Source organism: Spirosoma oryzicola (genome assembly GCF_021233055.1).
GTDB classification, from domain to species: domain Bacteria; phylum Bacteroidota; class Bacteroidia; order Cytophagales; family Spirosomataceae; genus Spirosoma; species Spirosoma oryzicola.
On the sequence record NZ_CP089538.1, the window covers coordinates 4,398,538 to 4,421,989 of the forward strand.

The window sequence follows — 23,452 nt, forward strand, 5'->3', positions numbered from 1 at the left end:
ACAAGCCTACTTAGTGGATGAATGAGCAACCACAACACCCGTTTTTTCGCCAAATTGCCCATTCGCTTTCTTTCCATTTATTTTATTACCAATGCCCCAATCACCCGAACAACGTACAGCCGTACGTCTTGGACTGAACCTCAAGTCGGTAACCGCCACGATTGACCTGCTTACTGGTGGAGCTACCGTCCCTTTTATTGCCCGATACCGAAAAGAAGCCACGGGACAACTCGACGAATTACAAATCGGACAAATCAAGGATACCTACCAAAAAATAACAGAGCTTGATAAACGTCGGGATGCAGTTCTAAAAATCATCGACGAGCAAGGCAAACTAACCGATGATCTGCGCCGAAAGCTTGAAGCCGCCGACTCGCTAACTGAACTTGAAGATCTTTATTTACCCTACAAACAAAAACGTAAGACCAGAGCGACAATCGCGATTGAGCGGGGACTCGAGCCATTAGCGAATCTGATCATTGCCCAGCGAGAAACAAACCTTGAACGGGCGGCTCAACGCTACCTCACCGATGCGGTATCGACCATCAGTGACGCTTTACAAGGGGCCCGCGATATTCTTGCCGAACGGATCAGCGAAGATGCCGACGCCCGGCAGCGTATTCGCAACGTGTTTGAACGCGAAGCGATTATCCGCTCCGTTGTCAAGAAAGGGAAAGAGGTCGACGGTATAAAGTTTAAAGACTATTTTGATTTTGCGGAACCGCTACGGCGTGTCCCATCCCATCGACTACTGGCGCTTCGCCGGGGCGAAGCGGAAGGATTTCTCTCGGTAAGCATCGGTCCCGACGAAGAGGTTGCTATCGAACGGCTCGACCGGCAGTTCCTGTACAATCAGTCAAATGCTCTGGATTGTCGGCAACAACTTACTCTAGCTATCCGCGATGGCTATAAACGACTCCTTAAACCATCACTCGAAACTGAATTCGCAAACCTATCGAAAGAGAAGGCGGATAGCGCTGCAATCACGATCTTCGCGGACAATCTGCGGCAGCTTCTCCTGAGCCCTCCGCTCGGTCAGCAACGCGTGCTAGCCATTGACCCCGGTTACCGCACGGGCTGCAAAACCGTTTATCTGGACGCCCAGGGAAATTTGCTAGCTGATACGGTATTATACCTTTTTCAATCAGAGAGCCAGAAACAGCAGGCGGTAAAAACCGTTCAAAGTTTATTGGAGCGCCATAAAATCGACGCCATAGCCATTGGTAACGGTACCGCCGGACGGGAGACGGAAGAATTTGTTCAAAGCCTGAATGTCGGTAAACCGATCTTTATGGTTAGCGAGCAGGGGGCTTCGGTTTACTCAGCCTCCGAAGTAGCCCGAGAGGAGTTTCCCGATCAGGATGTTACAGTTCGGGGGGCCGTTAGCATCGGACGCCGGTTGATGGACCCGCTGGCCGAACTGGTCAAGATTGATCCAAAATCAATTGGCGTAGGGCAATACCAGCACGATGTTGACCAGACCGATTTAAAAGATAGCCTGGATACGGTCGTTGAAAGTTGTGTCAACCAGGTTGGCGTTTCCCTCAACACCGCCAGTGCTTACTTACTCCGGTATGTATCGGGACTCGGGCCCCAGCTAGCAGGTAACATCGTTGCTTACCGCGCGCAAAACGGCGCGTTCACCTCCCGCGAACAACTCAAAAAAGTCCCCCGGCTCGGCCCGAAAGCCTTTGAACAGTGCGCGGGTTTTCTACGCATTGAAGGAGCCAAGAATCCGCTTGACAACAGCGCCGTACACCCAGAACGTTATGCGGTAGTCGAACAAATGGCGGCTGACGCGAAAAGCACGGTGATGGACCTTATCCAAAAGGCTGAATTGCGTAAACAGATTAGCCCCGAACGATACGTAACCAACTCGGTTGGTCTACCTACCCTACGCGATATCCTGGCCGAACTCGAAAAACCTGGTCGAGACCCACGCGAGCAATTAGCAGTGTTTGAGTACGACGCCCGCATTCGGACCGTAGAGGATTTGCACGAAGGTATGGTACTAAATGGTGTAGTGACCAACATCACCGCTTTTGGAGCTTTTGTCGATATCGGTGTCAAGCAGGATGGTTTGGTTCACGTTTCTCAGTTGGCCAATCACTACGTTTCCGATCCAAAAACAGTGGTTAAGGTGTACCAGAAAGTAAAAGTTAAAGTTTTGGAAGTAGACAAGGCTCGCAAACGGATTGCGTTGTCCATGAAAATTTAATAGGTTGCACTTGTATCGTCGTTGGATGACTGCGATAAACGTGCACTACAAATCCCATCCATATGCAACAATGCTGGTCACGGAGCTTACAGCGCTCCGTTCTCCTGAGCACTTGCCTGCTTTCATTACTTACCTCCTGCGAGGTGCTACGCTCTTCGGGACCGTCCCATTCGGTCAGTCGTCGCTCGGCTGGGTCCAGCACAGTGGCCCGCCGAACACCGACGGGTAAAACCCCGGCCCGACCGCCAGCAGTCCCTGCCAAGTCGGTCGGTAAAGTGGTCGATTCGCGAACGTACGAGAACCGGTACGTTCCGGAAGTCGTGAAGATAGCCCGAACGTATACCGGTACTCCCTATCGATCAGGTGGAAATACAACGGACGGTATCGACTGCTCAGGATTGGTATTTGCTGTTTTTAATACGGTAGGTTTGCGGATGCCCCGAATTTCGTGGCAACAATCGGAAGTAGGCCGGGAAGTAGAAGTGACTGATATACTGCCCGGCGATCTGATCTTCTTCGTTCCCGATAAGGGGCAGGCTGGTTATGTTTCGCACACAGGTATTGTAACGGAGGTCAACGGCAGTAGTAATATTCGGTTCATTCACGCATCATCGTCGCGGGGTGTTCGGGAAGATAATTTGTTTGCGGATTACTTCAAGGGGCGCTTTGTCAAAGCATTACGGCCATTTTAAGTCTACAAGACGAAAAGAGGACGCTCATTAATGAGCGTCCTCTTTTCGTTTTACAATTATTTTATCTCGCCAGCAAGAACTATACGGCTGGCTGCGGATTGTTGATTAGTTCTTCCCAATAAACTCGGTCCTTGTTTTTGAGCTTCATCTCTAAGCTTAAGGCTTCATTACGCGTAGCAAACTGCCTTGTGAATTTAACTTCCCACGGCTTACCCTCGGCTGTAGCTGGGTTTGTTTTGGCATTGTGTTGCCACAACGTGATTTTCAGGTCTTTCGACTGACCGATAAAATATTGATCAGTTGATGGGCTGTAGATGATATAAACCGTATGCATGAGATGTCGTATACTATTATCAAAGCTACGTAATTGTTAACATAAAACAAACCTGGTCAAGTGTAAGCGGTTTCAGGTATCGGCCGATTTAACTTTTTTAACCAGCAATTTGGGCTAGTCTATTTTTTTTCTAATCTTTGCAGCCACAAAACCGCCACCAAGTGGTTTTTGAGGGGGTATAGCTCAGTTGGCTAGAGCGCTACAATGGCATTGTAGAGGCCGTCGGTTCGAATCCGACTATCTCCACCCTACTGCATACTATCGGCTTTTAAGTCTGCTACATACCGTGGCAGACTTTTTTTATTGCACGTTCATTAAATATAACTTTCTCAATATTATTTATTCATTATCAAACTATCACTGTATAAATATTTATAAGTAATAACTGCAAACTCAATATCACACTTTCATCATATTTAAAATATTATACCAACAATACTTATTTATCTAATATAAAATTACTCTACTTAAAACTATTAAAGCATAATTTTTCTCATAAGACGAAAAAGATTAAATCCGTATTAATACTCCTTCCGTATGTGTCGTCATTAGAGAAGTAGTTCCTCCCACAGACTGCAGCTGTTTACAGGTTCGCTACACGCTCCACTGAGTTGATGAAAGTCTGATTCTGTCCTACTCAACGGACGGCGTGTCTTTCATACCCGAAACCAATCGTTCCATAGTATCAATCAGCTCAATAAGCCAATGAAACAATTTCTAACATTGTTAGTGCTCTTTATTTTGTCTGTTCAGTCTATTTGGGCACAGGCAGTAGTCGATCCAGAGTTGCAAGACGCATTACGTACCAATCCACTGGCCCAAGTCATCGTTACGTTTAAAGGTGACGCAGCACCATTACCAACTCAGGTTGATCTTCTGCGCCAGATAGGGATTACAAAGGGCGTAACGCTTAAATCCCTTCCCATTGCGGGTATCTTGGCAACTGCTGCCCAAGTAAACGCATTATCGATGAGCGCAGAGGTCAAATCACTTTATCTCAACAAAAGACTTAATTACTATAACTACGACGCCACTCATCTAACGGGTGTAAAGCGGTTACGGGCTGACAAAACGATGACCGCGTCGAACAAAGGACTACCTATTTCCGGAAAAGGAATTGGCGTGCTTATCAACGACAGCGGTGTTGACGGTACGCACGACGACATCAAATTTGGGACGCATCTGGTACAAAACACGCTGGGCACAACCAATTTGAACTCGCTGAATTCGCTTCTCCCGGTCAGCTATATCGAAGGCGTTCCCAATACAGATTCAAACTCAGGTCATGGAACGCATTGCGCTGGCACGGTAGGCGGGAATGGGGCAAAATCCAACGGAAAGTACGAAGGTGTTGCTCCCGGTGCCTCTCTGCTTGGCTACGGTTCAGGGAGTGCCCTGCTGGTGCTCGACGCTATTGGCGGTTTCGATTACGCCCTGACGCATCAGTACCAGTACAATATTCGGGTGATTAGCAATTCGTTCGGGACCAGCGGGCGGTTTGATCCGAACAGCCCGATCAACCTAGTTACTAAAAAAGCGTACGATCGCGGGATGGTCGTTGTTTTTGCCGCCGGAAACAGCGGTCCTGGCTCAGACACGCACAACCCATACGCCATCGCGCCGTGGGTTATATCGGTAGGCGCTGGCGACAAATACGGCCGATTGGCTGATTTTTCGTCACGGGGCGTAATGGGTCAGGGAGGTACGTTCAGCGTAGATGGCGAAACGTGGACTTATAAAAACGAGCCAACGATTGTAGCACCTGGTGTAGACATTATATCAACTCGTGTGATCGGTCCGGTAGCCTCACTAGGTATTCAGACCGACATTGCACAGCTAGAGGCCGCGCATGTACCTTTCTATACGTTTATGAGCGGTACTTCTATGGCAACTCCACACGTAGCGGGTATTGTTGCTCTGATGTTGGAAGCTAAATCTTCCCTGTCTCCGGCGCAGGTCCGTCAGATTATTCAAAATACAGCGACTAATATGCCTGGCCGGCAATCCTGGGAAGTAGGATCGGGATACGTTAACGCCTATGCCGCTGTCGATTACATTTACCGGGGTGCTAGTTTTGGGACAACGCTCAACAGCACACGAAACTTCAACAGCTCGGTTGATTCGCAGCTTTCTACACAAGCGTTCACCGTCAACTACAACCCAGTAACCAGCAGCAGCAATCAATTTACATTTTCGGTACCTGCGGGCGTAAACAGCCTCGAAGCTAAAATAGCCGCTTTCGGATTGCTGGAGCAAACAGGTAATACGGTTGGTCTAGTGCTAGTTGATCCCAACGGTACTCAGTATCGTTCGGGAGTACCTCTTACCTTCGCCCTGTCTACGGATCGCAATGTGGCCGTGTCATCACCCCTGGCGGGTGCCTGGACGTTGAAAGTAACCGGTATACAAGGATACGTTGGGGTGACTGAAACAATCAACGGCACGATTTCTACCCTGACGGCTAGCGGCACCAAAGGGCTAGGAGACATTGCCGGTCACGCAGCCGAAGCATCCATTAAACTAGCGATAACCAAGCGCCTGGTCGACGGATTATACGGTGAGTTCAAACCAAACGAGTCGCTTAAGCGGATTCATTTAGCGGACTACTTGAGCATGGGCCAGGCTGTTCGTCAGTATTTTCCAACCAATGGTACAAAATCATTTTACGATGTGAACGATAGCCAGGCTTTACTAGCCGAATCGGTAACAGCACAAGGTGCATCCTTGCGGGATGGCGAACAGAAATTTATAGGCGTGATGCTGCCCCGGAGCCAGAATAATTTTGCGCCTTGGGATGATGTCAATCGGGTTTCGCTGGCTTATTCACTTGTTCAAAGTCTGGGATTACAGGAAGCAGCGCTGGCACGTTCGGGCAAACCGGTTAGTCTGACGGTTGATGGAAAAACGTTAACTCTCGATGATGCAGCCAGCATACCGGCAGGCATGGAAGGGTACGTGAGCGTCGCGCTGGCCCTGAATCTGATCAACGCCTTCTACAGCGTTGCGCAGGGGCCGTATGACTTAAAACCAACTCTTCGCGCCGTTTTCAAACCTTTGCAGACCGTCAGTCGCGCTGATTTCGCCGTTATTGTTACCCGCACTTTCTCGCAGTGGGAAGCCTTGGCGAAGGCGCGGGTAGCCGCCAGCCAGCCTGAATACGTATACCAGGTATCGGCGTCACCCAATCCGTTCTCGGGGCTTACAACCATCAACTACACGCTGGCGAAGGAAGAACACGTTCTGGTAGAGGTATCCAGCCTATTGGGCTATCGGCTACAAACATTGGTCAACGAGAAAAAATCAGCGGGCAGTTATCAGGTCAACTTCGACGGAAATAATCTGGTACCAGGAAGCTACATTCTGAATGTGAAAACACCAACCAGTCTGTTATCCAAACGTCTGGTTGTCAACTAAGCGATTCATTAAACAATTAGACAAGTAGAACAGTGATAAAAATAAAAGCCCGGAAGACTATGTGTCCTCCGGGCTTTTGTATTGACTGGTAAACTTTTTCTATTGCTCAACCATCTCGGCATCAGCCAGGATGTAGTTCAGTTCGTAGATATTGTCAGCGTTCAGCTTGAGCGTTCCATGAAAAGTCCGGCGCTCGTCCGTCTTGAACTTCTTGCCTGCTTTCTTAAACTTTAGCGACACCACCGACTCAGGACCCGCTCCTCCGCAGAAGAAACACGCGCTGTAGGGGAAAGCCGACAGTACGTACAGGTTTGACTCCAGATCGACGGGCAACACGTAGCCGGTCAGCTCGACGGTTTTGCCGTTAAGTTTCTGGATACCTTGTCCAAATGTTGGATAAAGCATGTATACTGATTCTTCAGCGTACCATTTCTTTTTGAACGTAACATCGCGTAAGACCTCCCACGACAGTTTCACTGGCTCATCCTTCTTACTGAGCAACGATATCAGCTAGTACTAAAATAAGTAACGGTTATAATCGAAACAAACGATCCACGATCTGGCTATTCAGATTATAAACCAGACTCAAGGCATTTATAAGAAAAAGATAAGTTCTCATTTCAATAGAACACTGGAAGTGCGAAACCAAGTTGTTTGGCAGCTAAATCACATATCTCGCATAATATTAAAAAAATATTATAAATAGAGTAAGAAATAGAATATAAATGCCTCATTATAAGAAGGCCATATCTATATAGAAAACTTACCAGGTTTTAGTTAAATTATTGACCTAGTTGAATTTATGTAAAAACATCTGAAACATGTCCTAAAAAATCAAGTCTTCTTAATCCTCTAAGAATTAGAACAAGCGTTATTAGACTAGCGGATATCTCATAAGTCAGCTCGAAGTCAGTCTATAATTTTCCAGAAAAGGCATTATATTATTTAAAGAATAAATTATTAAAAATTAATTTAATTATAGGATAGAACTTCGGCATTTTATAACATTGAATAGTCTGACTATAACTGTTCTATAGCAGAACGTTATATGTATATAAAGAGCACAAAGGTATTATTTTACCAAAAACACCTTACCTATTTTGTTAATTCTATAATTAATAAAGATTATAAACTTTTACAAACTCAATTACTTCACTAAATATCAAGAGATAAACAGCATAAGAACTATTCTGCAAACTAAATAAAATTCTGCTGCTCAATTTTCGGATATATAGTTAACCAGTTATTGATGTAGCGTTAGTAAAGTCTGTATATACATGACACTACCTACTGATTTACGCCAAAATTATAGGGACAGCAAAACACGTTTATAAGCAACTATCTAAACAAATTCAGCTTATAAACAAACTTATTTTTTGGGTAATAGTATCCAATCGTAAGAAACAAGAAGGCCATGCATTTGTAGGACATGTGAATATCAATCATAAGCATATTAATTGAGATTGTTATAACAATCATTCTGATGGCTTGATTGACTCTGGATATCTCAAGCAATAGTGATACATAAATTAGTAATCCTAGTAGCCCGCTTTCGGTTAATATTCTTAGCCAAGATCCATCTAAAGCAGGACCCCACATACCTGGCCCTAATCCAATAATATAAGATATATATGATTCAGACCAATACTTAATAGCATACGACCATTTAGAAGCTCTGATTGACCAGCTTATATCTGAAGTATAATAGTCAATTGGCATTTCAGGAAACTCAATGTGTATAGGGTCAATGTATGTATTATCGTAATACTCAAAAAATTGATCAACGTTATTATAATTAAACAAATTAGAAGACCTAGCAAGTATTGGGTTCTCTAGTTGAACTATCAAAGTAAAAGATAGAGGAATAATGATAATAGCACTTACTAGTACTAATAATTTATTTTTAATCTCTTTATAAAAATAAGCAACCACAACTATAAAATAAGCTAGAGTTGGCATACGAGCACCGGTAAGTATAAGCAGAAAGAATACTACTATTAATATTATGTGTTGATATATTTTATAAGTAAATGATGTATTATATATAATAATACAAAGGGCACACACAAGAATAGTTCCTACCTCCCATGGACCACCAGTAATTCCAATAGCTCGATTCGAAACGTCTTCATCATATCCCTCAGATGAAAACCCACCAACGATTTGCATTCTCTGCAATATAATTATCACGAAGTTTATTACTATATACCAGTAAGATATTTTTACTAGAGAAAATTTAGTTTTTGCAAGATAACCAATGTAAAAAAAGCTAAAGTATTCTATAAGCCTTAACGAATATAATATATTAGATCGCCCGTATAATCCTATATTAGCTAAGTTTGACAAAGCGCCAAGGCTTATAAAGCTAAATAATAATATTTCTATCTTTGAGAAATACGTGTATTTTTTGATTGCATATATAGCTAATATAAGTAATATAACATAACTAATGAAAATGTCATCCAGACGAATACCTGTGGATTTTTCTTGCACAGGTATAATATTTATTTTAGGTATAAATAATAAAACTACCCCTATCCAGTAAATATTATCTACTAGGTTTATTCTACTTTCCTTAAAAGGTTTCATTACTAGAAATGTTTGTCTTGATGTGGATATGTGTTGGCGATAGGTATAGCACGAATTAATTTTTGCTATACCTATTGTATTTCCCTTAATATCGGGTTTGTATAAGATAGAAGGGACAAATAGTTTATATTCAATCAGCTAAAGGTAGTAAAGCATAAATTAAAATAAACAAATAGAGATAAACAATAATAAATATATCACTATTCAATATCATTGACACAACACTCCCACATTTTTTAACTATTTTACCTATATTATGAAATTTATTTTTGTTTTTTGTAACCTTAATTATTTATAAGTATACAAATTAGGTTGAAGTAGAAACGACCAGCCAATAGCCGGGCGTTTCTATCAATCAACTCTAAAATGAAGTGATTAATTAAGACTCGTAAGTAAAACTAGTTACTTGACCTATCACAATGTAACCTCCTGTTTTCTTCCCCGTAATACCACCTTTGGTAGTTACACTGATAGGTAAACCACGGTTGTCACACTGGTATATGAGGTCTACTACAGATGTACCACTACCTTCTTCCGTTGTAATCTTGGTGATGTTATTGCGACTAAACTGGTGTCCTATGCCAGGCAGCATTTGCAGACGAGTTGCGTAGTAGGGGTTATCATCACGGAATAGCAGACCATAAAAAGGGTTCAGCTTAGAATCGTGTTCATACAGCACTGTAGCGTGATTGATGTTACCTATTGACGATGACTTAATTCTGAAAATATTATCGTTACTATACTCATATAATACATAGTCATAATCAACAACTCTCACATAACCGCTAGATGTAGAAATTGGCCGCCCTTGTATGTCCAAGTTACAGATAAACAAGGTATTTGGTGTGTATAACACGCTATCAATCTATTGGTAATAGTAAGCGTCACTCGGCTTACCGTTCGTGTAATAGTTAAAAATGGTGGCACTCCCGACTCTGTCACCCGGAGAAAGGTAATAGTCTAAACATTGGTATTGGCCATTTGGGCTATATTTTACTAAACCAACAGAGTTGTTCATCAACCTGAAAGAAGATAACCGATTATTTAAATCGTAAGAAAATGAAATGCTGCTAACTGGATTACTAACAGTTTTCAGTCTTACCCGAAGTGGCGACAATGTATTCATCCTATGATCTATACAAGACCATGTAAAAGCTGACAAACGTAATACTAGTAGCGTGTTTCGAAGAAAAAGTTGCATAAGTGGATATGATAAAAGATTTGTTGGCAAATCTGTGTGAAGCACTTTCCGGAAGATATAGAATAGCTACCTACGTTTGTTTCAGTTTTTCGATTTATTATTTTTTCTTTCAGTAACCCAATCGACGATCGACGTTATCCTATGCAACTTTATTCTTATTACAATTAATGAGGTTCTGTACTTAATTTCATATGTGATATTAATTCAACTGTATGTTTGAATAGAGATCTAGTAAATATAGTTGGTTGTAGAATTCAGCTACCCCATCAATCAGCCATTAAAATATGAAAGCCCGGAAGACTATGTGTCCTCCGGGCTTTTGTATTGACTGGTAAACTTTTTCTATTGCTCAACCATCTCGGCATCAGCCAGGATGTAGTTCAGTTCGTAGATATTGTCAGCGTTCAGCTTGAGCGTTCCATGAAAAGTCCGGCGCTCGTCCGTCTTGAACTTCTTGCCTGCTTTCTTAAACTTTAGCGACACCACCGACTCAGGACCCGCTCCTCCGCAGAAGAAACACGCGCTGTAGGGGAAAGCCGACAGTACGTACAGGTTTGACTCCAGATCGACGGGCAACACGTAGCCGGTCAGCTCGACGGTTTTGCCATTAAGTTTCTGGATACCTTGTCCGAATGTTGGATAAAGCATGTATACTGATTCTTCAGCGTACCATTTCTTTTTGAACGTAACATCGCGTAAGACCTCCCACGACAGTTTCACTGGCTCAGCAGCCGCAGCAACGGTCTTTGAAGTGACTCCACGGCCTGGGGTGACGGGTTCCAGCGGCCGGAAAGAAAATGCAACAAAACTGGCGAATAGCAGAGCAACGAGTAAGCGGTTCATGGCGTTATACACAGTATGTGACAAGTGTGAAGTAAAATTACGAAATTTACTACATTTACTCAATTATTTGCTTCGATCCAACTGACGGTGTCCGAACTACTCAACGATAACACAAAAAACGACCAGGCAATTCCATTTCGGTTTACGCGCCTGTATGTAACTTTATTTGTTGTCCTCGCTGTGCTGCTTACCGGGGGGCAAATTCTCACGCAGTGGCGTCTTGGTACGGTACAGGATGAACTGTGGATTATTCGGTACACCGCTTTACAACGACATCAAAGTCAGCAGATTGTCAAGCAGGCACTTCAGGTAACTGATATCAACGAACGGGCTAACTTCGACCAGAACCTTTCGGAATTACGTCATGTATTCACCACGTTTGAACGGTACCATCTGCAAAGTCGTGAAGGTAAAGTAAGCGATCACAATGTAACGATTCCCAATTCGGCTAATGTACAGGTACTCTACAATGAGATCAATCCTGAATTCACGGCCTTTCAGCGCAGCATTAGGCGCTTGATAAACCTCCGTAGCCCAGACGAAGTGGTACAGCCTGACGTACAGGCCAGTTTAAAATTGCTTCTGGCCAACGAGAAACCATTTCTGGAAGAGATTGACGCTATCGTACGTCAACATACGGGGGATCTTCGCAATCAGCTTACGCGACTCGAATCGATTGAGCTTTATCTGTATATAGTTTCAATCCTGGTACTGCTAGGTATTGGGGTACTTATCTTCCGTCCTGCCACACGCCGTCTAAAGCAGACCATTGCCCAACTAATTGAAGCAGAACAACAGGCTAGTATAGCCAATAAACAGTTATTGAGCGTAAACAAATCGCTCAGCGAAACGCGGCAGAAACTGTTCGAAGCGACCCGGCTTCAATACCAGCAGGAAATGGACGAACAAAAATTACGCACGTCGTATTTAATGGCTGGCCAGGAAGATGAGCGGAAACGGTTATCGCGGGAATTACACGATGGATTGGGCCAGATGCTAACGGCGATCAAACTTCAGATTGAGGGTTTGGAAGCGGGTCTCAAGCGGGCGGCTCAACAGGGAACAAGTGATCTAACGGCCCACTCTAAAAATATTAGTAACCTTAAGAAACTGGTTACCCAAACTATTCAAGAAACCCGTACGATCTCTAATAATTTGATGCCGACGGTTTTAAGCGATTTTGGGGTTATTCCAGCCATCAAAATGCTGGCCGAAAATGATCGTAGTGAAACAATAGATGTAACTTTCGAATCGAACCTTACAGCCGATGATCCGCGTTTAGATAAAAATGTGGAGATTATGTTGTACCGCATTACGCAGGAAGCCATAAGTAATGCAGTACGTCACGCACATCCTTCACATATTCATATTGAGTTGATCGAACGCCAGAACTATGTACACCTGATCGTCAGCGATGATGGGCGGGGATTTCGTCCGGAGAACCAGCGTTCGAAGCTTTCGCACCAAACCCAAGATGGCCGTGCTCCATCGCAAGGTTTACACAACATGCAGGAACGGGCAAAACTGCTCAACGGCAAGTTGAAAATTAATTCGGTACCCGGAAAAGGTACAAAAGTACAAGTTAGTATACCGTACAAGATGCAATCTGCGCACTATGACGCCAATTAAATTAATGCTTGTGGATGATCATTCGATTGTCCGCGATGGGATTCGGCTGTTGTTGGAACAGGCCGATGGCTTGGAAATTATCGATGAAGCCAACGATGGCGAAGAAGCGTTAGAAAAGCTCAAAACGCATCAGCCCGATCTGGTCCTTATGGACATTTCTCTGCCCGGTATGTCGGGTATTCAAACAACACAAGTTATCAGCCGACTGTATAAGAGCGTGCGGGTCTTAATGCTGTCGATGCACAACAATGAAGATTACATCCTGCGCTCGGTAGAAGCCGGAGCCTATGGCTATATCCTCAAAGACTCTTCCTCGGACGAAATGATCAAAGCGATACGCATGATCGCTGGTGGCGAAAAGTACTACAGCTCGCCGGTGGCTTCCATTATATTAAGCGGCTACATGCAGCAACTTAAGAAAGGCAGTAAACAAGGCCGGGAGGTTCAACCCTCCCGCTTATCGAACAAGGAGAAGGAGATTCTACAATTCCTGGTCGATGGGATGAGCAGCCGGGAAATTGCGGAACGACTCCAGTTGAGCGTTCGTACGGTCGACAACCACCGCGCCAACATGATGCGTCGCTTACAGGTTCGCAATGCTGCCGAGCTGGTTCGAATTGCGGTTGAGGAAAAACTTATTTGAAAATGCTCCGCGCTTTTCGAATGAGATGAATCAACGCATTGCGAACTAGGAAAATCTTTTCTACGTTTACATCGAGAAACCGGTCGTATAAGCCGGTTTTTCCATTTCATTACTACTATATTAAGTATATCGAGTTAATCAATAAAACCATCTCAACTATGTCACTTCGTTTAGGAGACATTGCCCCCGATTTTGAGGCCGATACAACCCAAGGTCACATTCAATTTCATGAGTGGCTCGGTAATTCATGGGGAATGCTTTTCTCGCACCCCGCCGATTTTACTCCTGTTTGCACCACTGAGCTGGGCAGAACAGCGTTATTAAAGGATGAATTTGGTAAGCGTAACGTGAAGGTCATCGCTGTTTCGGTAGACGATCTGGAGTCACATAACCGCTGGACGCCTGACATTAAGGATGTAACAGGGTCAGAGGTAAACTTCCCAATTATTGCCGATGCGGACCGTCAAGTGGCAACGCTTTACGATATGATTCACCCGAATGCCAGCGAAAAAGCAACGGTTCGTTCGGTGTTTGTGATTGGCCCCGATAAGAAAATCAAGTTAACGCTGACCTACCCGGCATCAACGGGCCGTAACTTCAATGAACTGCTGCGCGTTATCGACTCGTTGCAGCTGACGGCTAACTACCAGGTAGCTACCCCCGCCGATTGGCAGGAAGGTGACGACGTTATTGTTACGCCAGCGGTAACGAACGATCAGCTGGAAGAAAAATTTCCCAAAGGCGTAACGTTTGTGAAACCTTACCTGCGCACAACGCCACAGCCGAATAAATAAATTTCTTTAAACGAAAAGTCGTTGGGTATCGTCAAGAAGTACTGTTGTTGGGACAGTATCTGGCCGATGCCTAACGACTTTTGTTTTATTGCTCAAAGACTAACCCCCGATTCAAACAAACCTTTTTGCTTGCTGGTTAAGCCTTCGTTATCAACCAAACATATCAACGTTATGTCTAAGTTACAAAACTCCAATCCAGAACATAAAGAAGGTCCAGTAGCCACTGCCATCGAGGAACAAACCGCTAAATTACCATCTGACCTGTTCCTATGGTCGGCACTGGGTTCAATGGCCGTGTCTTTGTTTTTGCAATACCAAGGTGATCAGAAGCGTAGCCTCTTTGTTGGACAATGGGCAGCACCGTTCCTACTTTTGGGCTTGTATAACAAACTGGTTAAACTTGAAGGCCACGACTAATCCAGGTCTAGCCATTCCATATGATTCGGCCTCCTGCAAACTTGCAGGAGGTTTTTTTATGTTCGCTCATTCAATTGTAAACCTGTAATTTCGTCCAAAAAAGTAAGTACCTCTTCATGAAGATACGCGTTTTGATCAGCATCATTTTTCGGCGGTATAGTCTCTGGATAGCGGCCTTCATGGTGTTGCTCTTGGGCTATCTGATCTTTAGAGCCTATCGGCGAGAGGACATGGACTGGCGTTTTGTTCAGGCTTTTGGTATTCGCTTGCCCATGCGCTACGGCATTCACGGTATCGATGTATCGCGGCATAATGATCGGATCAACTGGAAGCGAGTGCGGCAGATGGAAGCCGAGGGCGTACGTTTGCAGTTCGTTTTTGTCAAGGCGACGGAAGGTGCTACAATGACGGATAAACACTTCGATAAAAATTGGCGCGAGGCTAAAAAATCAGCACTGCGCCGGGGAGCCTACCATTTTTACCACCCCACCCGTGACCCGCTTAAACAGGCTCAGAATTTTATCCGTCACGTCGAACTAGCCACTGGTGACTTTGCACCCGTCGTCGATTTTGAGGTTACCAATGGTCAATCCGACGAAACGATTATTAATGGTCTACGCCAATGGCTGGCTACAATTGAAGAACACTACAAGGCTAGGCCGATTATTTACACTAATGGCAATCTTTATAAGCGATACATCAAAGGTAATCTGGACGACTATCCCCTCTGGATTGCCGATTATTCAACCAAACATCTTCGATCTTACGATCCCGACTATTTATATCTCTGGCAGCACAGTCAAAACGGCTGGGTGCAGGGCATTCGCGGACAAGTAGATTTCAACGTCTTTGTGATGGACGAAGACCGCCTGGCCGAGATCTGTTTGTGACTTATATGTTAATTCTGCTACCTACCCGAAAACAAAATAAAAAGTTGACGGTTATTAGGCTGTAACAATCTAACAATAATGAAAAGCAAACAATTTATACTGGCAGTGGGCTTTGCCTTCTTGAGTGCTACATCGCTAATGAGCTGTGATTCGAAAAAAGAAAACAAGGCTGAAGAAGTTCAAGATCAGAAAGAAGACGTTATCGAAGCCCAGAACGAAGGTGACACGGCTAAAGTAATGGAAGAACAAAGCGAACTAGACTCAGCTCGCAAAGACTACCGCGAAGCCGTTCGTGATTCTGTTAAGAGCGCAAACAACTAGTCACTTCATATTTATACAAACGAAAGAGCCAGTTTTATGCTGGCTCTTTTGCTTATGTACCTAGGGCTTGTGCCTTCTTATGTAGAATACAAATCCGTTTTCTTCACCCGTCTTCTTGATGTCTGGCAAGGAATCAAGCGGGGTCTGAGTTTCGACGTTCTTCTTGATGAACCACACGTCTTTGTCAATCTTGCCGCGTAACAGCCAGTTTTCGTCATAATAATTAGGGTTCGTGACGGCCGGTTTCTGTGTGTAAAAAAATGGTCCATAACTCCGATACCCATAGGTTTTTACGTAAACGTCCTGCCCCTGCGCCCGCTCAAAAAAGCGCATAGCCGCATCCTGCGAAATACCTTCGATGCGACCGATAAAAAACCATAACGTGAGGGTGATGAACACGGCCATTCCGCCAAACAAAACGACAATGGCCCGGTCTGTCTGCCGCTGGTTGAACCAGGTTAGACTCAATACCAGTACAACAAGCAACCACACACCCGGTATTACCTCCCAGCCTGTCCAATTGATTTTTGCGTTCAAATTTGCCTGTGTGAACGCATCCTGATCAGCCACGGATTTAACGATGTCCATGTGATGAGCCAAAATCGGTAAGCCAATTGTCGCCAGGACATAAATTCCACCAATCACAATGAGGCCCGCCCGAAGCCAGTTGTTGAACCGGATCTTATTTGTTTCGAGGTGGATCAGTGTCAACGTCGCTATGTACGTCAGCGGGAAGTAACACATCGACGAGTAGTGAACAATCTTGGACTGTACAATGCTGAAAAGAATCAACACGACCCAGAACAAAATGAGCATCCACCGTCGGAACTCGCGCTGGTAGTTTCGTTCAATCATCAGTGAGCCAAACCCCCGAATGGCAAAAATCGACGCTGGAAAGCAGCCAACCAACAGGATAATGAAGTGGTAAGCCGGAAAACCAGCGTGACCGGCGTCAGGGGTGCTGAACAGGCGGAAGTTATATTTGATAAACTCGGTGATGAAAACCGGACCGTGCAAAAACGTCTCAAGACCGTACCAGGCCACTGATACAAGCGTTGCCGACAGCGAATAAAACAAAAACTGGACGGGTGTAATAAACCAGCGAAAACGGCTCAGTATCCAATAAACGCCTAACGTCAGACACACGATCAGGTAGGCGACTGGCCCCTTTGTATTTACGCCCATCCCCAACACGAAGCCGCCAATAAACAAGTAGCCCCACACGCCCCTTGGCAACAGCAGATTACTGGCGGTTCCTTCCCGCTTCCAGGAGGCAAAGATCAGATTGACTAATCCGATAAAAATAAACAGGTTGAAGAATGGGTCGATGATACCGGACCGAAAATACAAGTGTGGTGTAACCGAGCCTAAGTACGTCAGCGCCCAGATCAATCCAAACCGATGACCATGCAGTTTTGCACCCAAATTATATAAATAGATGAGTGAAATAATCCCGCAGATAGCATTCGGCAAACGAGCGGCAAACTCATTGGTACCAAACAAATTCATCATCAGCGATTGGCACCAGAAGAAAAACGGTGGTTTCTCGTAAAACGGCTTAAAATCGACGTGCACCCGCAGGTAGTCGCCTAGCACAACCATTTCGCGCGAGCATTCTGCGAAATTAATTTCGTCCCAATCGAAAAGCCGGACACCTCCCAGAAAGGGAATAAACAACAACGCGCCCGCCACCGCAAATAGCAGCGAGTAAAACAGTTTTTGATTCATACGCTACACAAAAAAGCCCTGTCCACGTGGGTGAACAGGGCTGTAAAAGTAAGTAAAAATGTTTGAGGCATCACCTCCATAGAGTTTGTTCGAACCAGTTTTGTTGACCAATAGCTACTAATCAACACGGCTTACTTCTTGCCACTCAGCCGGTTAAGGATATTACTAACAAATGCGTCATCGATACCCAGCGCCCGTTTGACCGTCGTATAAGTAGCCACCAGCTTTTTATCCAACCAGATCAAAATCGCTTTCGCACCATCTTCCGGGCGGGCTTTGTAATTGGTAGCACGCAGCGTCGGCGTTACCGATTCTTCCGTAAAATAGTAGAGCGCGATAGATTTGCGGGTCATATTTTCCGGACACAGAATCGGATCGGGCAGACCGTGGTACGAATCTTCGTCGGTATTAAAAACAACGCACCGGTTAAAGATAGGTGCTATCTTTTGCACTACTCCCTTCATCTGTCGGTCCCACAATTCAAGATCACCCCGGTATTCGGGTTTCCAGTCGTGATTGAGGTAGATAAGCAGATTTACGCGCCGACGCCAATTACGCTTGTGCGGGTGAACCGTAAAGTCGGCGTGCACATTCAGAAAGCCATTTCGCTTCGATTGGTGTAACCCTCCTCCTTCAAGCGAATCGTCCGGAAGCAGGTTTGGAATACCCGTGAGTTTGCTCAAATAAGCAACAAAGCGGGGCGAGTTCATTTCACGAATAACGTCCTGAATGGCAGATGGCAGCAAGTCCATCTTGTTTAGACCGTGCTTTTTCTCATTTACATGAACGTAATGAATCCAGCCCGCGTCACCGACGGCAGGAAAAGACGCGAGTGCTCGTTCGGCTGCCGCAGGTTCCAGAAAATTCTCTAGCGCAATATGCGGGTAAGGTTGGTTCTGTTGATACCGTTGAGCGTCAGCGGGCAGCGAAACCTGCCAGCGGTCGTAGTCGAAGAGCGTATCGGTCGAGATAGTATTCATACCGTAAAGGTAATTCGATAATTAGACCAGTTTACAAGGAAACCGATTTATCCGGAAAAAGATTGCGTGGGAAATACGATATTCGCGCCGACAAAATGAGTTTGCTGGTTGACGTTGTCGTTTTCAATGGGTTGCTAGCCAGGCTGGACTATTTTGTAAAAATCCGGACCGGGCATCGCACCAGAAACTATAATCGTAAACCTGTAAACCGAAAACTTTCTTTCCCATGCTTCCGAATCATCGCTTTACGAGTCTCCCGGCCTACGCTCAACTACAGGCTCATTACGACGTACTGAAAAACAGGCATCTCCGCGACTTGTTCGCCGACGATACCGAGCGCTTTCCGAAGTTTACCCGGCAGTTTGAAGACATCCTGCTTGACTTCTCCAAGAACCGTATCACTGACGAAACCTTTGGACTACTGCTCCAGCTGGCCGAACAGGCAGGTTTATCGGAAGCGATCCGCAACATGTTTTCGGGCGACAAAATCAACCGGACCGAAGACCGCGCCGTACTCCACGTAGCCCTACGCAATCGTTCGAACACGCCCGTGCTGGTCGACGGTCAGGACGTGATGCCGGAGGTAAACGAAGTGCTGGATCACATGAAAGAGTTTTCCGAGCGCATTCGGTCGGGTGAGTGGAAAGGCTACACGGGCGAAGCTATTACCGACATCGTCAACATTGGCATCGGCGGTTCGGACCTGGGCCCGGTCATGGTAACCGAAGCGCTGAAACCGTACGCGAGCCCTGATCTGCGGGTCCATTTTGTGTCGAACGTGGATGGTGTGCATATCTACGAAACGCTACAGACGGTTAAGCCTGAAACGACGCTGTTTCTGATTGCCTCGAAAACCTTTACGACGCAGGAGACAATGACCAATGCCCAAACCGCCCGGCAGTGGTTCCTCGATACGGCAAAGGATGAAGCAGCTATTGCCAAACACTTTGCTGCTCTTTCGACAAACAAGGCTGCGGTAGAAAAATTTGGTATCGATCCGGCCAACATGTTTGGTTTCTGGGACTGGGTTGGCGGACGCTATTCGCTTTGGTCAGCTATCGGCTTATCAATTGCTTTATACATTGGCTTCGATAACTTTGAAGAACTGCTGGAAGGTGGTCACGCAATGGATTTGCACTTCCGGGACACCCCCGCCGAGCAAAGCTTACCCGTGGTGCTGGCTCTAGTCGGCATCTGGTACAACAATTTCTTCGGCGCTCAGACCGAAGCGATTCTTCCGTATGACCAGTACATGCACCGCTTTGCGGCTTACTTCCAGCAGGGCGATATGGAAAGTAACGGTAAATCGGTTGACCGCGATGGCCAGCCGGTTGACTGGCAAACGGGTCCGATCATCTGGGGTGAACCCGGCACCAACGGTCAGCACGCGTTTTACCAGCTTATCCACCAGGGCACGAAATTGATTCCTTGTGATTTTCTGGCTCCGGCCATCAGTCAGCGGCCCATTGGCGACCACCACAAGATTTTGCTGGCTAACTTCTTCGCGCAGACGGAAGCGCTGATGAACGGCAAAAATGCGGAAGAAGCCGGGGATGAACTGCGTAAAGCGGGCAAAAGCGACGAAGAGGTTGCTTTCCTGACCCCATTCAAGGAATTCTCCGGTAACCGGCCAACCAATTCGATTCTGTTCAAAAAACTCACCCCTCGCACCTTGGGCAGCCTGATTGCGCTTTACGAGCACAAGATTTTCACGCAGGGTATCATCTGGGATATTTACAGTTTTGATCAGTGGGGCGTAGAGTTAGGAAAGCAGTTGGCAAGCCGAATTTTACCCGAGTTACAGGACGACGCTCCGGTTAATACTCACGACAGCTCGACCAATGGTTTGATCAATGCGTTTAAAAAATTACGCAACGAATAGAAAAAAATTGGCTGTAAGCGTCAAAAAAGCATTTTCTCAAAAAACAGGTCAAAAATATTGTTTATCCTCCTATGAGAAGATGATCAAACTGCCAGATTTATTTCTTTGTGTATTTTATACAGATTAAAGTTTCCAGTTCATCATAAAATTTAGAAACCTAACGGTCCGTAATCCGAACAAATTGGAAAAATCTAAAAACATTGTTTGTAACAGGGCTGTTAATGGGGTGTAATACAAATTACACCCTTTTTTTATACAACTCAACGCTGTAGAAAAATTATGAAAGCTCAAATTACACTACTCGCAGCTGGTCTGCTATGTGCTGGTCTGGCGAACGGACAAAGCACTACAAATGCTTATTCGACGACTACATCATCTTACAATTCGTCTCCAACGACCGAGACAAACAGTACCTATTCGACGACGCCCACCACAACGTCATCGGAGAACACGTCGGACATGAATGCCAACAGTACCTATTCAACGACACCTTCGACGAACAGCTACAACAACACGGGTGCTACAACAACAACTACGACTGACACCTACACGACCACGGCGCGCGACAAAAAAACCAACGATTACAAAAACTTCGTGTTTGGTATCTACGCGGGTCTGAACACAACCAAATTTAAAGGTGAGTCAATCAATACCGGTGGTGGCAGCGAAAATCTGACAGGTCGTTTGGGTTATCAGGCTGGTTTCTTCGTGCGGGGTGGTGGTCGTCTTTACGGTCAGATCGGTGCTGAGTATTTCGCATCTAGCTCGAACTACTTCGTAGCAGGCTCAGGTCAATCGCCAGCGGATATTAGAGACCAAATCAACCTCAAATACATCCAGGTTCCAGTTTATATCGGTTACAAACTGGTTGAATCAGATCGTGGTATTTCGGCAGTACGTCTGCAAGTGGGTGTTGAATACGCGAACCAGATTGGATCGAGCAGCAACTCATTCGGTAACCTGAACAACCTAGAGTTCAAAAACGGTACGTTCAACGGCTTAGGTCAGTTAGGTTTTGATGCAGGTCCTGTCTTCCTTGATCTAACGTATCACCACGGCTTCAGCGACGTTATCAACCGCAACACAGGATTTGCAGGATCGCAGCGCCGGATTCTGAGCGCAAGCGTAGGCTTCAAATTCTAATCATAGGTTCTTCATCAACAGACAAAGCCGTCTCTTTCAGGGGCGGCTTTTTTATGACTAGTATCGCTGGTTTACGACCTCATCCGTGACGAACCACAAATAAGCCAAACATTCAATAAGGCGACATAGTTGTAAGAAAACATAGGTATGTACCTTTTGCTCAACTCAACACGTTATGAAAAAATCACTAAATGCAGCATTGCTACTGGCAGGAGTGTGCAGTGCAGGCTTGGCTTTAGGCCAGCAAAATTCTTACAATGACCGCTACGATCGAGATTACCGCCCATCGCGTCGGGACGAACGCCGAATGTACGAAGAGCGTATCGACGAACGACGGGAATTTAATCAGCGAAACGACGATAACCGCCGGTACGACAATCGCTACGAAGACCGGATGGGAAATAGCCGGAACTACGGTCGCATGTTCGATGAGCGCGATCTAAGTAAAGCGTACGATGAAGGATTCGAAGATGGCCAACGTAGTGTAGAAGTTGAAGAGCGGAAGCAGCGTCGGGAAAACTACAAGAATTTTACGCTGGGAATCTATGCGGGTGCCAACTCAACCCGGTTTGAGGGCGAGGATGTGCAAGGCAACAATCTGAGCGGTCGGCTAGGTTACCAACTAGGCTTCTTTGTACGGGGTGGTGGCCGCGTTTACGGTCAGATTGGGGCCGAATACCTTACATCTAGTTCCGACTTTTTCCGGGCTGGCGATGGTCAGGTAAATGGTATCAGCGATATTACCTCTAACGTAGATCAAAAATACATTCACGTTCCTGCGTATATCGGTGTGAAGATCGCGCAATCAGAGCGGGGTATCTCCGGTGTTCGCCTTCAGATTGGGGCTGAATACGCGGCTCCGCTGGGCGTCAACAACAACGCATTTAACTTTTCTCAGAGTGATTTTGCCGCAGCAACCGTCAACGGTTTGGCCAACATTGGTTTTGATGCGGGTCCGCTGTTCCTTGATTTCGTTTACCACTACGGATTTGCAGATGTGCTGAACAACGTCAGCAACACCAAGCGCCGGATTCTGGGCGTCAATTTGGGTGTTAAGTTCTAAAAAAGAACTTCATTTCTACTAGTCGATAGTCGTTCGTTAATACCGTAAGTTTGTTAGTCCCTACTGCAAACGACTGTTGACGAACAACTATCGACTATTTTTATGAATACGCTATTCCCTATTTTTGTCAAAGCTGAAAACCTGCATACGCTCATTGTGGGTGGTGGTTATGTAGGACTGGAAAAGTTAACGGCTCTGCTCGGCAATTCACCGAATGGCCGTATTACGCTGGTTGCCCCCGAAATCCGCTCCGAGATCCAGGAATTAGCCCAAAAATACCCCAAGCTAGAGCTGATTCAGGAGCCTTACCACGAGTTGTTCCTGGCCGATAAAGATCTGGTCATCGTCGGAACCAACGATAAGAACGTTAATCGACAGGTTCAGGCCGATTGTAAATCCAGACGGATTCTGGTCAACGTAGCCGATACACCCGACCTGTGCGACTTTTACCTTAGTTCGGTTGTGAAGAAGGGAGATCTGAAAATCGCTATCTCGACCAACGGTAAGTCGCCCACCTTTGCCAAACGATTCCGCGAAGTACTCGAAGATATTCTACCCGATAGTTTACAGGAAACACTCGACAACCTGACCGCCATTCGCAATCAGTTGAAAGGTGACTTCGTTCAAAAAATGGAAAAACTAAACGAGATTACGAAGGTGTTGAAATAAGC

The 23,452-nt window shown here is 45.5% G+C and carries 19 protein-coding genes and 1 tRNA gene; 14 read left to right on the plus strand and 6 right to left on the minus strand.

What is annotated here, in order from left to right; all coding sequences use genetic code 11:
• The first annotated feature begins 91 nt into the window (after nt 1-91).
• The gene (locus tag LQ777_RS18680; protein WP_232559457.1) at nt 92-2,218 is read left to right on the plus strand and encodes a Tex family protein; all 2,127 of its coding nucleotides are present in this window, start codon (nt 92-94) and stop codon (nt 2,216-2,218) included.
• A 62-nt stretch (nt 2,219-2,280) separates the two neighbouring features.
• Complete coding sequence (locus LQ777_RS18685) at nt 2,281-2,910, plus strand: C40 family peptidase (protein ID WP_232559458.1); 630 nt, start codon at nt 2,281-2,283, stop codon at nt 2,908-2,910.
• A gap of 79 nt (nt 2,911-2,989) precedes the next feature.
• Here LQ777_RS18685 and LQ777_RS18690 read toward each other — a convergent pair whose 3' ends face one another.
• Nucleotides 2,990-3,244, minus strand: a complete 255-nt coding sequence (locus tag LQ777_RS18690; RefSeq protein WP_232559459.1) for a GIY-YIG nuclease family protein — start codon at nt 3,242-3,244, stop codon at nt 2,990-2,992.
• Nucleotides 3,245-3,416: 172 nt separating this feature from the next.
• On the opposite strand from LQ777_RS18690, the gene LQ777_RS18695 reads away from it, so the two are divergent.
• Together LQ777_RS18695 and LQ777_RS18700 are read left to right on the plus strand one after the other, a co-directional pair.
• Nucleotides 3,417-3,490: transfer RNA gene (locus tag LQ777_RS18695), tRNA-Ala, on the plus strand.
• A gap of 459 nt (nt 3,491-3,949) precedes the next feature.
• Complete coding sequence (locus tag LQ777_RS18700) at nt 3,950-6,658, plus strand: S8 family serine peptidase (RefSeq protein WP_232559460.1); 2,709 nt, start codon at nt 3,950-3,952, stop codon at nt 6,656-6,658.
• 99 nt (nt 6,659-6,757) lie between these two features.
• Here the strand turns inward: LQ777_RS18700 and LQ777_RS18705 are convergent, their stop codons facing one another.
• The 3 genes from LQ777_RS18705 to LQ777_RS18715 form a co-directional block, all read right to left on the minus strand.
• Nucleotides 6,758-7,159 carry a DUF3299 domain-containing protein gene (locus tag LQ777_RS18705; protein ID WP_232559461.1) on the minus strand — a complete coding sequence of 134 codons (402 nt, stop codon included), beginning with the start codon at nt 7,157-7,159 and terminating at the stop codon, nt 6,758-6,760.
• An 837-nt stretch (nt 7,160-7,996) separates the two neighbouring features.
• Nucleotides 7,997-9,247 carry an O-antigen ligase family protein gene (locus LQ777_RS18710; RefSeq protein WP_232559462.1) on the minus strand — a complete coding sequence of 417 codons (1,251 nt, stop codon included), beginning with the start codon at nt 9,245-9,247 and terminating at the stop codon, nt 7,997-7,999.
• Nucleotides 9,248-10,790: 1,543 nt separating this feature from the next.
• Nucleotides 10,791-11,291 carry a DUF3299 domain-containing protein gene (locus LQ777_RS18715; RefSeq protein ID WP_232559463.1) on the minus strand — a complete coding sequence of 167 codons (501 nt, stop codon included), beginning with the start codon at nt 11,289-11,291 and terminating at the stop codon, nt 10,791-10,793.
• Between the two features lie 87 nt (nt 11,292-11,378).
• Here LQ777_RS18715 and LQ777_RS18720 point away from each other — a divergent pair, with 87 nt between their 5' ends.
• From LQ777_RS18720 to LQ777_RS18745, 6 genes are all read left to right on the plus strand, one after another.
• Nucleotides 11,379-12,920, plus strand: a complete 1,542-nt coding sequence (locus LQ777_RS18720; protein ID WP_232559464.1) for a sensor histidine kinase — start codon at nt 11,379-11,381, stop codon at nt 12,918-12,920.
• Complete coding sequence (locus tag LQ777_RS18725; RefSeq protein WP_483012342.1) at nt 12,907-13,563, plus strand: response regulator transcription factor; 657 nt, start codon at nt 12,907-12,909, stop codon at nt 13,561-13,563. Before LQ777_RS18720 ends, LQ777_RS18725 begins: the two co-directional genes overlap by 14 nt.
• Before the next feature lie 158 nt (nt 13,564-13,721).
• Complete coding sequence (locus LQ777_RS18730; RefSeq protein WP_232559465.1) at nt 13,722-14,357, plus strand: peroxiredoxin; 636 nt, start codon at nt 13,722-13,724, stop codon at nt 14,355-14,357.
• A gap of 171 nt (nt 14,358-14,528) precedes the next feature.
• Nucleotides 14,529-14,774, plus strand: coding sequence for a hypothetical protein (locus tag LQ777_RS18735; RefSeq protein ID WP_232559466.1), 246 nt, complete (start codon nt 14,529-14,531; stop codon nt 14,772-14,774).
• A 116-nt stretch (nt 14,775-14,890) separates the two neighbouring features.
• Nucleotides 14,891-15,664 carry a glycoside hydrolase family 25 protein gene (locus LQ777_RS18740; RefSeq protein WP_232559467.1) on the plus strand — a complete coding sequence of 258 codons (774 nt, stop codon included), beginning with the start codon at nt 14,891-14,893 and terminating at the stop codon, nt 15,662-15,664.
• Between the two features lie 78 nt (nt 15,665-15,742).
• On the plus strand, nt 15,743-15,985 hold the full coding sequence (locus tag LQ777_RS18745) for a hypothetical protein (protein WP_232559468.1): 243 nt from the start codon (nt 15,743-15,745) through the stop codon (nt 15,983-15,985).
• 60 nt (nt 15,986-16,045) lie between these two features.
• Here LQ777_RS18745 and LQ777_RS18750 read toward each other — a convergent pair whose 3' ends face one another.
• Entirely contained in the window at nt 16,046-17,713 is a 1,668-nt protein-coding gene (locus tag LQ777_RS18750) for an ArnT family glycosyltransferase (RefSeq protein WP_232559469.1), read from the minus strand.
• Between the two features lie 131 nt (nt 17,714-17,844).
• Nucleotides 17,845-18,693, minus strand: a complete 849-nt coding sequence (locus tag LQ777_RS18755) for a 2OG-Fe(II) oxygenase (protein WP_232559470.1) — start codon at nt 18,691-18,693, stop codon at nt 17,845-17,847.
• 226 nt (nt 18,694-18,919) lie between these two features.
• On the opposite strand from LQ777_RS18755, the gene pgi reads away from it, so the two are divergent.
• The 4 genes from pgi (at nt 18,920) to LQ777_RS18775 (ending at nt 23,450) form a co-directional block, all read left to right on the plus strand.
• The gene (gene pgi / locus LQ777_RS18760; protein ID WP_232559471.1) at nt 18,920-20,575 is read left to right on the plus strand and encodes a glucose-6-phosphate isomerase; all 1,656 of its coding nucleotides are present in this window, start codon (nt 18,920-18,922) and stop codon (nt 20,573-20,575) included.
• A 279-nt stretch (nt 20,576-20,854) separates the two neighbouring features.
• Nucleotides 20,855-21,718: a PorT family protein gene (locus tag LQ777_RS18765; RefSeq protein ID WP_232559472.1), complete on the plus strand. Its 864-nt coding sequence runs from the start codon at nt 20,855-20,857 to the stop codon at nt 21,716-21,718.
• Between the two features lie 175 nt (nt 21,719-21,893).
• Entirely contained in the window at nt 21,894-22,781 is an 888-nt protein-coding gene (locus LQ777_RS18770) for a hypothetical protein (RefSeq protein ID WP_232559473.1), read from the plus strand.
• A gap of 102 nt (nt 22,782-22,883) precedes the next feature.
• Nucleotides 22,884-23,450, plus strand: coding sequence for a precorrin-2 dehydrogenase/sirohydrochlorin ferrochelatase family protein (locus LQ777_RS18775; protein WP_232559474.1), 567 nt, complete (start codon nt 22,884-22,886; stop codon nt 23,448-23,450).
• The last annotated feature ends 2 nt before the right edge of the window (nt 23,451-23,452 follow it).

What these genes read in the sequence shown, in the direction of transcription:
- LQ777_RS18680 (WP_232559457.1), top strand. Translation starts at nt 92, where the DNA reads ATGCCCCAATCACCCGAACAACGTACAGCCGTACGTCTTGGACTGAAC.
- LQ777_RS18685 (WP_232559458.1), top strand. Translation starts at nt 2,281, where the DNA reads ATGCAACAATGCTGGTCACGGAGCTTACAGCGCTCCGTTCTCCTGAGC.
- LQ777_RS18690 (WP_232559459.1), bottom strand. Translation starts at nt 3,244, where the DNA reads ATGCATACGGTTTATATCATCTACAGCCCATCAACTGATCAATATTTT.
- LQ777_RS18700 (WP_232559460.1), top strand. Translation starts at nt 3,950, where the DNA reads ATGAAACAATTTCTAACATTGTTAGTGCTCTTTATTTTGTCTGTTCAG.
- LQ777_RS18710 (WP_232559462.1), bottom strand. Translation starts at nt 9,247, where the DNA reads ATGAAACCTTTTAAGGAAAGTAGAATAAACCTAGTAGATAATATTTAC.
- LQ777_RS18715 (WP_232559463.1), bottom strand. Translation starts at nt 11,291, where the DNA reads ATGAACCGCTTACTCGTTGCTCTGCTATTCGCCAGTTTTGTTGCATTT.
- LQ777_RS18725 (WP_483012342.1), top strand. Translation starts at nt 12,907, where the DNA reads ATGACGCCAATTAAATTAATGCTTGTGGATGATCATTCGATTGTCCGC.
- LQ777_RS18730 (WP_232559465.1), top strand. Translation starts at nt 13,722, where the DNA reads ATGTCACTTCGTTTAGGAGACATTGCCCCCGATTTTGAGGCCGATACA.
- LQ777_RS18735 (WP_232559466.1), top strand. Translation starts at nt 14,529, where the DNA reads ATGTCTAAGTTACAAAACTCCAATCCAGAACATAAAGAAGGTCCAGTA.
- LQ777_RS18740 (WP_232559467.1), top strand. Translation starts at nt 14,891, where the DNA reads ATGAAGATACGCGTTTTGATCAGCATCATTTTTCGGCGGTATAGTCTC.
- LQ777_RS18745 (WP_232559468.1), top strand. Translation starts at nt 15,743, where the DNA reads ATGAAAAGCAAACAATTTATACTGGCAGTGGGCTTTGCCTTCTTGAGT.
- LQ777_RS18750 (WP_232559469.1), bottom strand. Translation starts at nt 17,713, where the DNA reads ATGAATCAAAAACTGTTTTACTCGCTGCTATTTGCGGTGGCGGGCGCG.
- LQ777_RS18755 (WP_232559470.1), bottom strand. Translation starts at nt 18,693, where the DNA reads ATGAATACTATCTCGACCGATACGCTCTTCGACTACGACCGCTGGCAG.
- pgi (WP_232559471.1), top strand. Translation starts at nt 18,920, where the DNA reads ATGCTTCCGAATCATCGCTTTACGAGTCTCCCGGCCTACGCTCAACTA.
- LQ777_RS18765 (WP_232559472.1), top strand. Translation starts at nt 20,855, where the DNA reads ATGAAAGCTCAAATTACACTACTCGCAGCTGGTCTGCTATGTGCTGGT.
- LQ777_RS18770 (WP_232559473.1), top strand. Translation starts at nt 21,894, where the DNA reads ATGAAAAAATCACTAAATGCAGCATTGCTACTGGCAGGAGTGTGCAGT.
- LQ777_RS18775 (WP_232559474.1), top strand. Translation starts at nt 22,884, where the DNA reads ATGAATACGCTATTCCCTATTTTTGTCAAAGCTGAAAACCTGCATACG.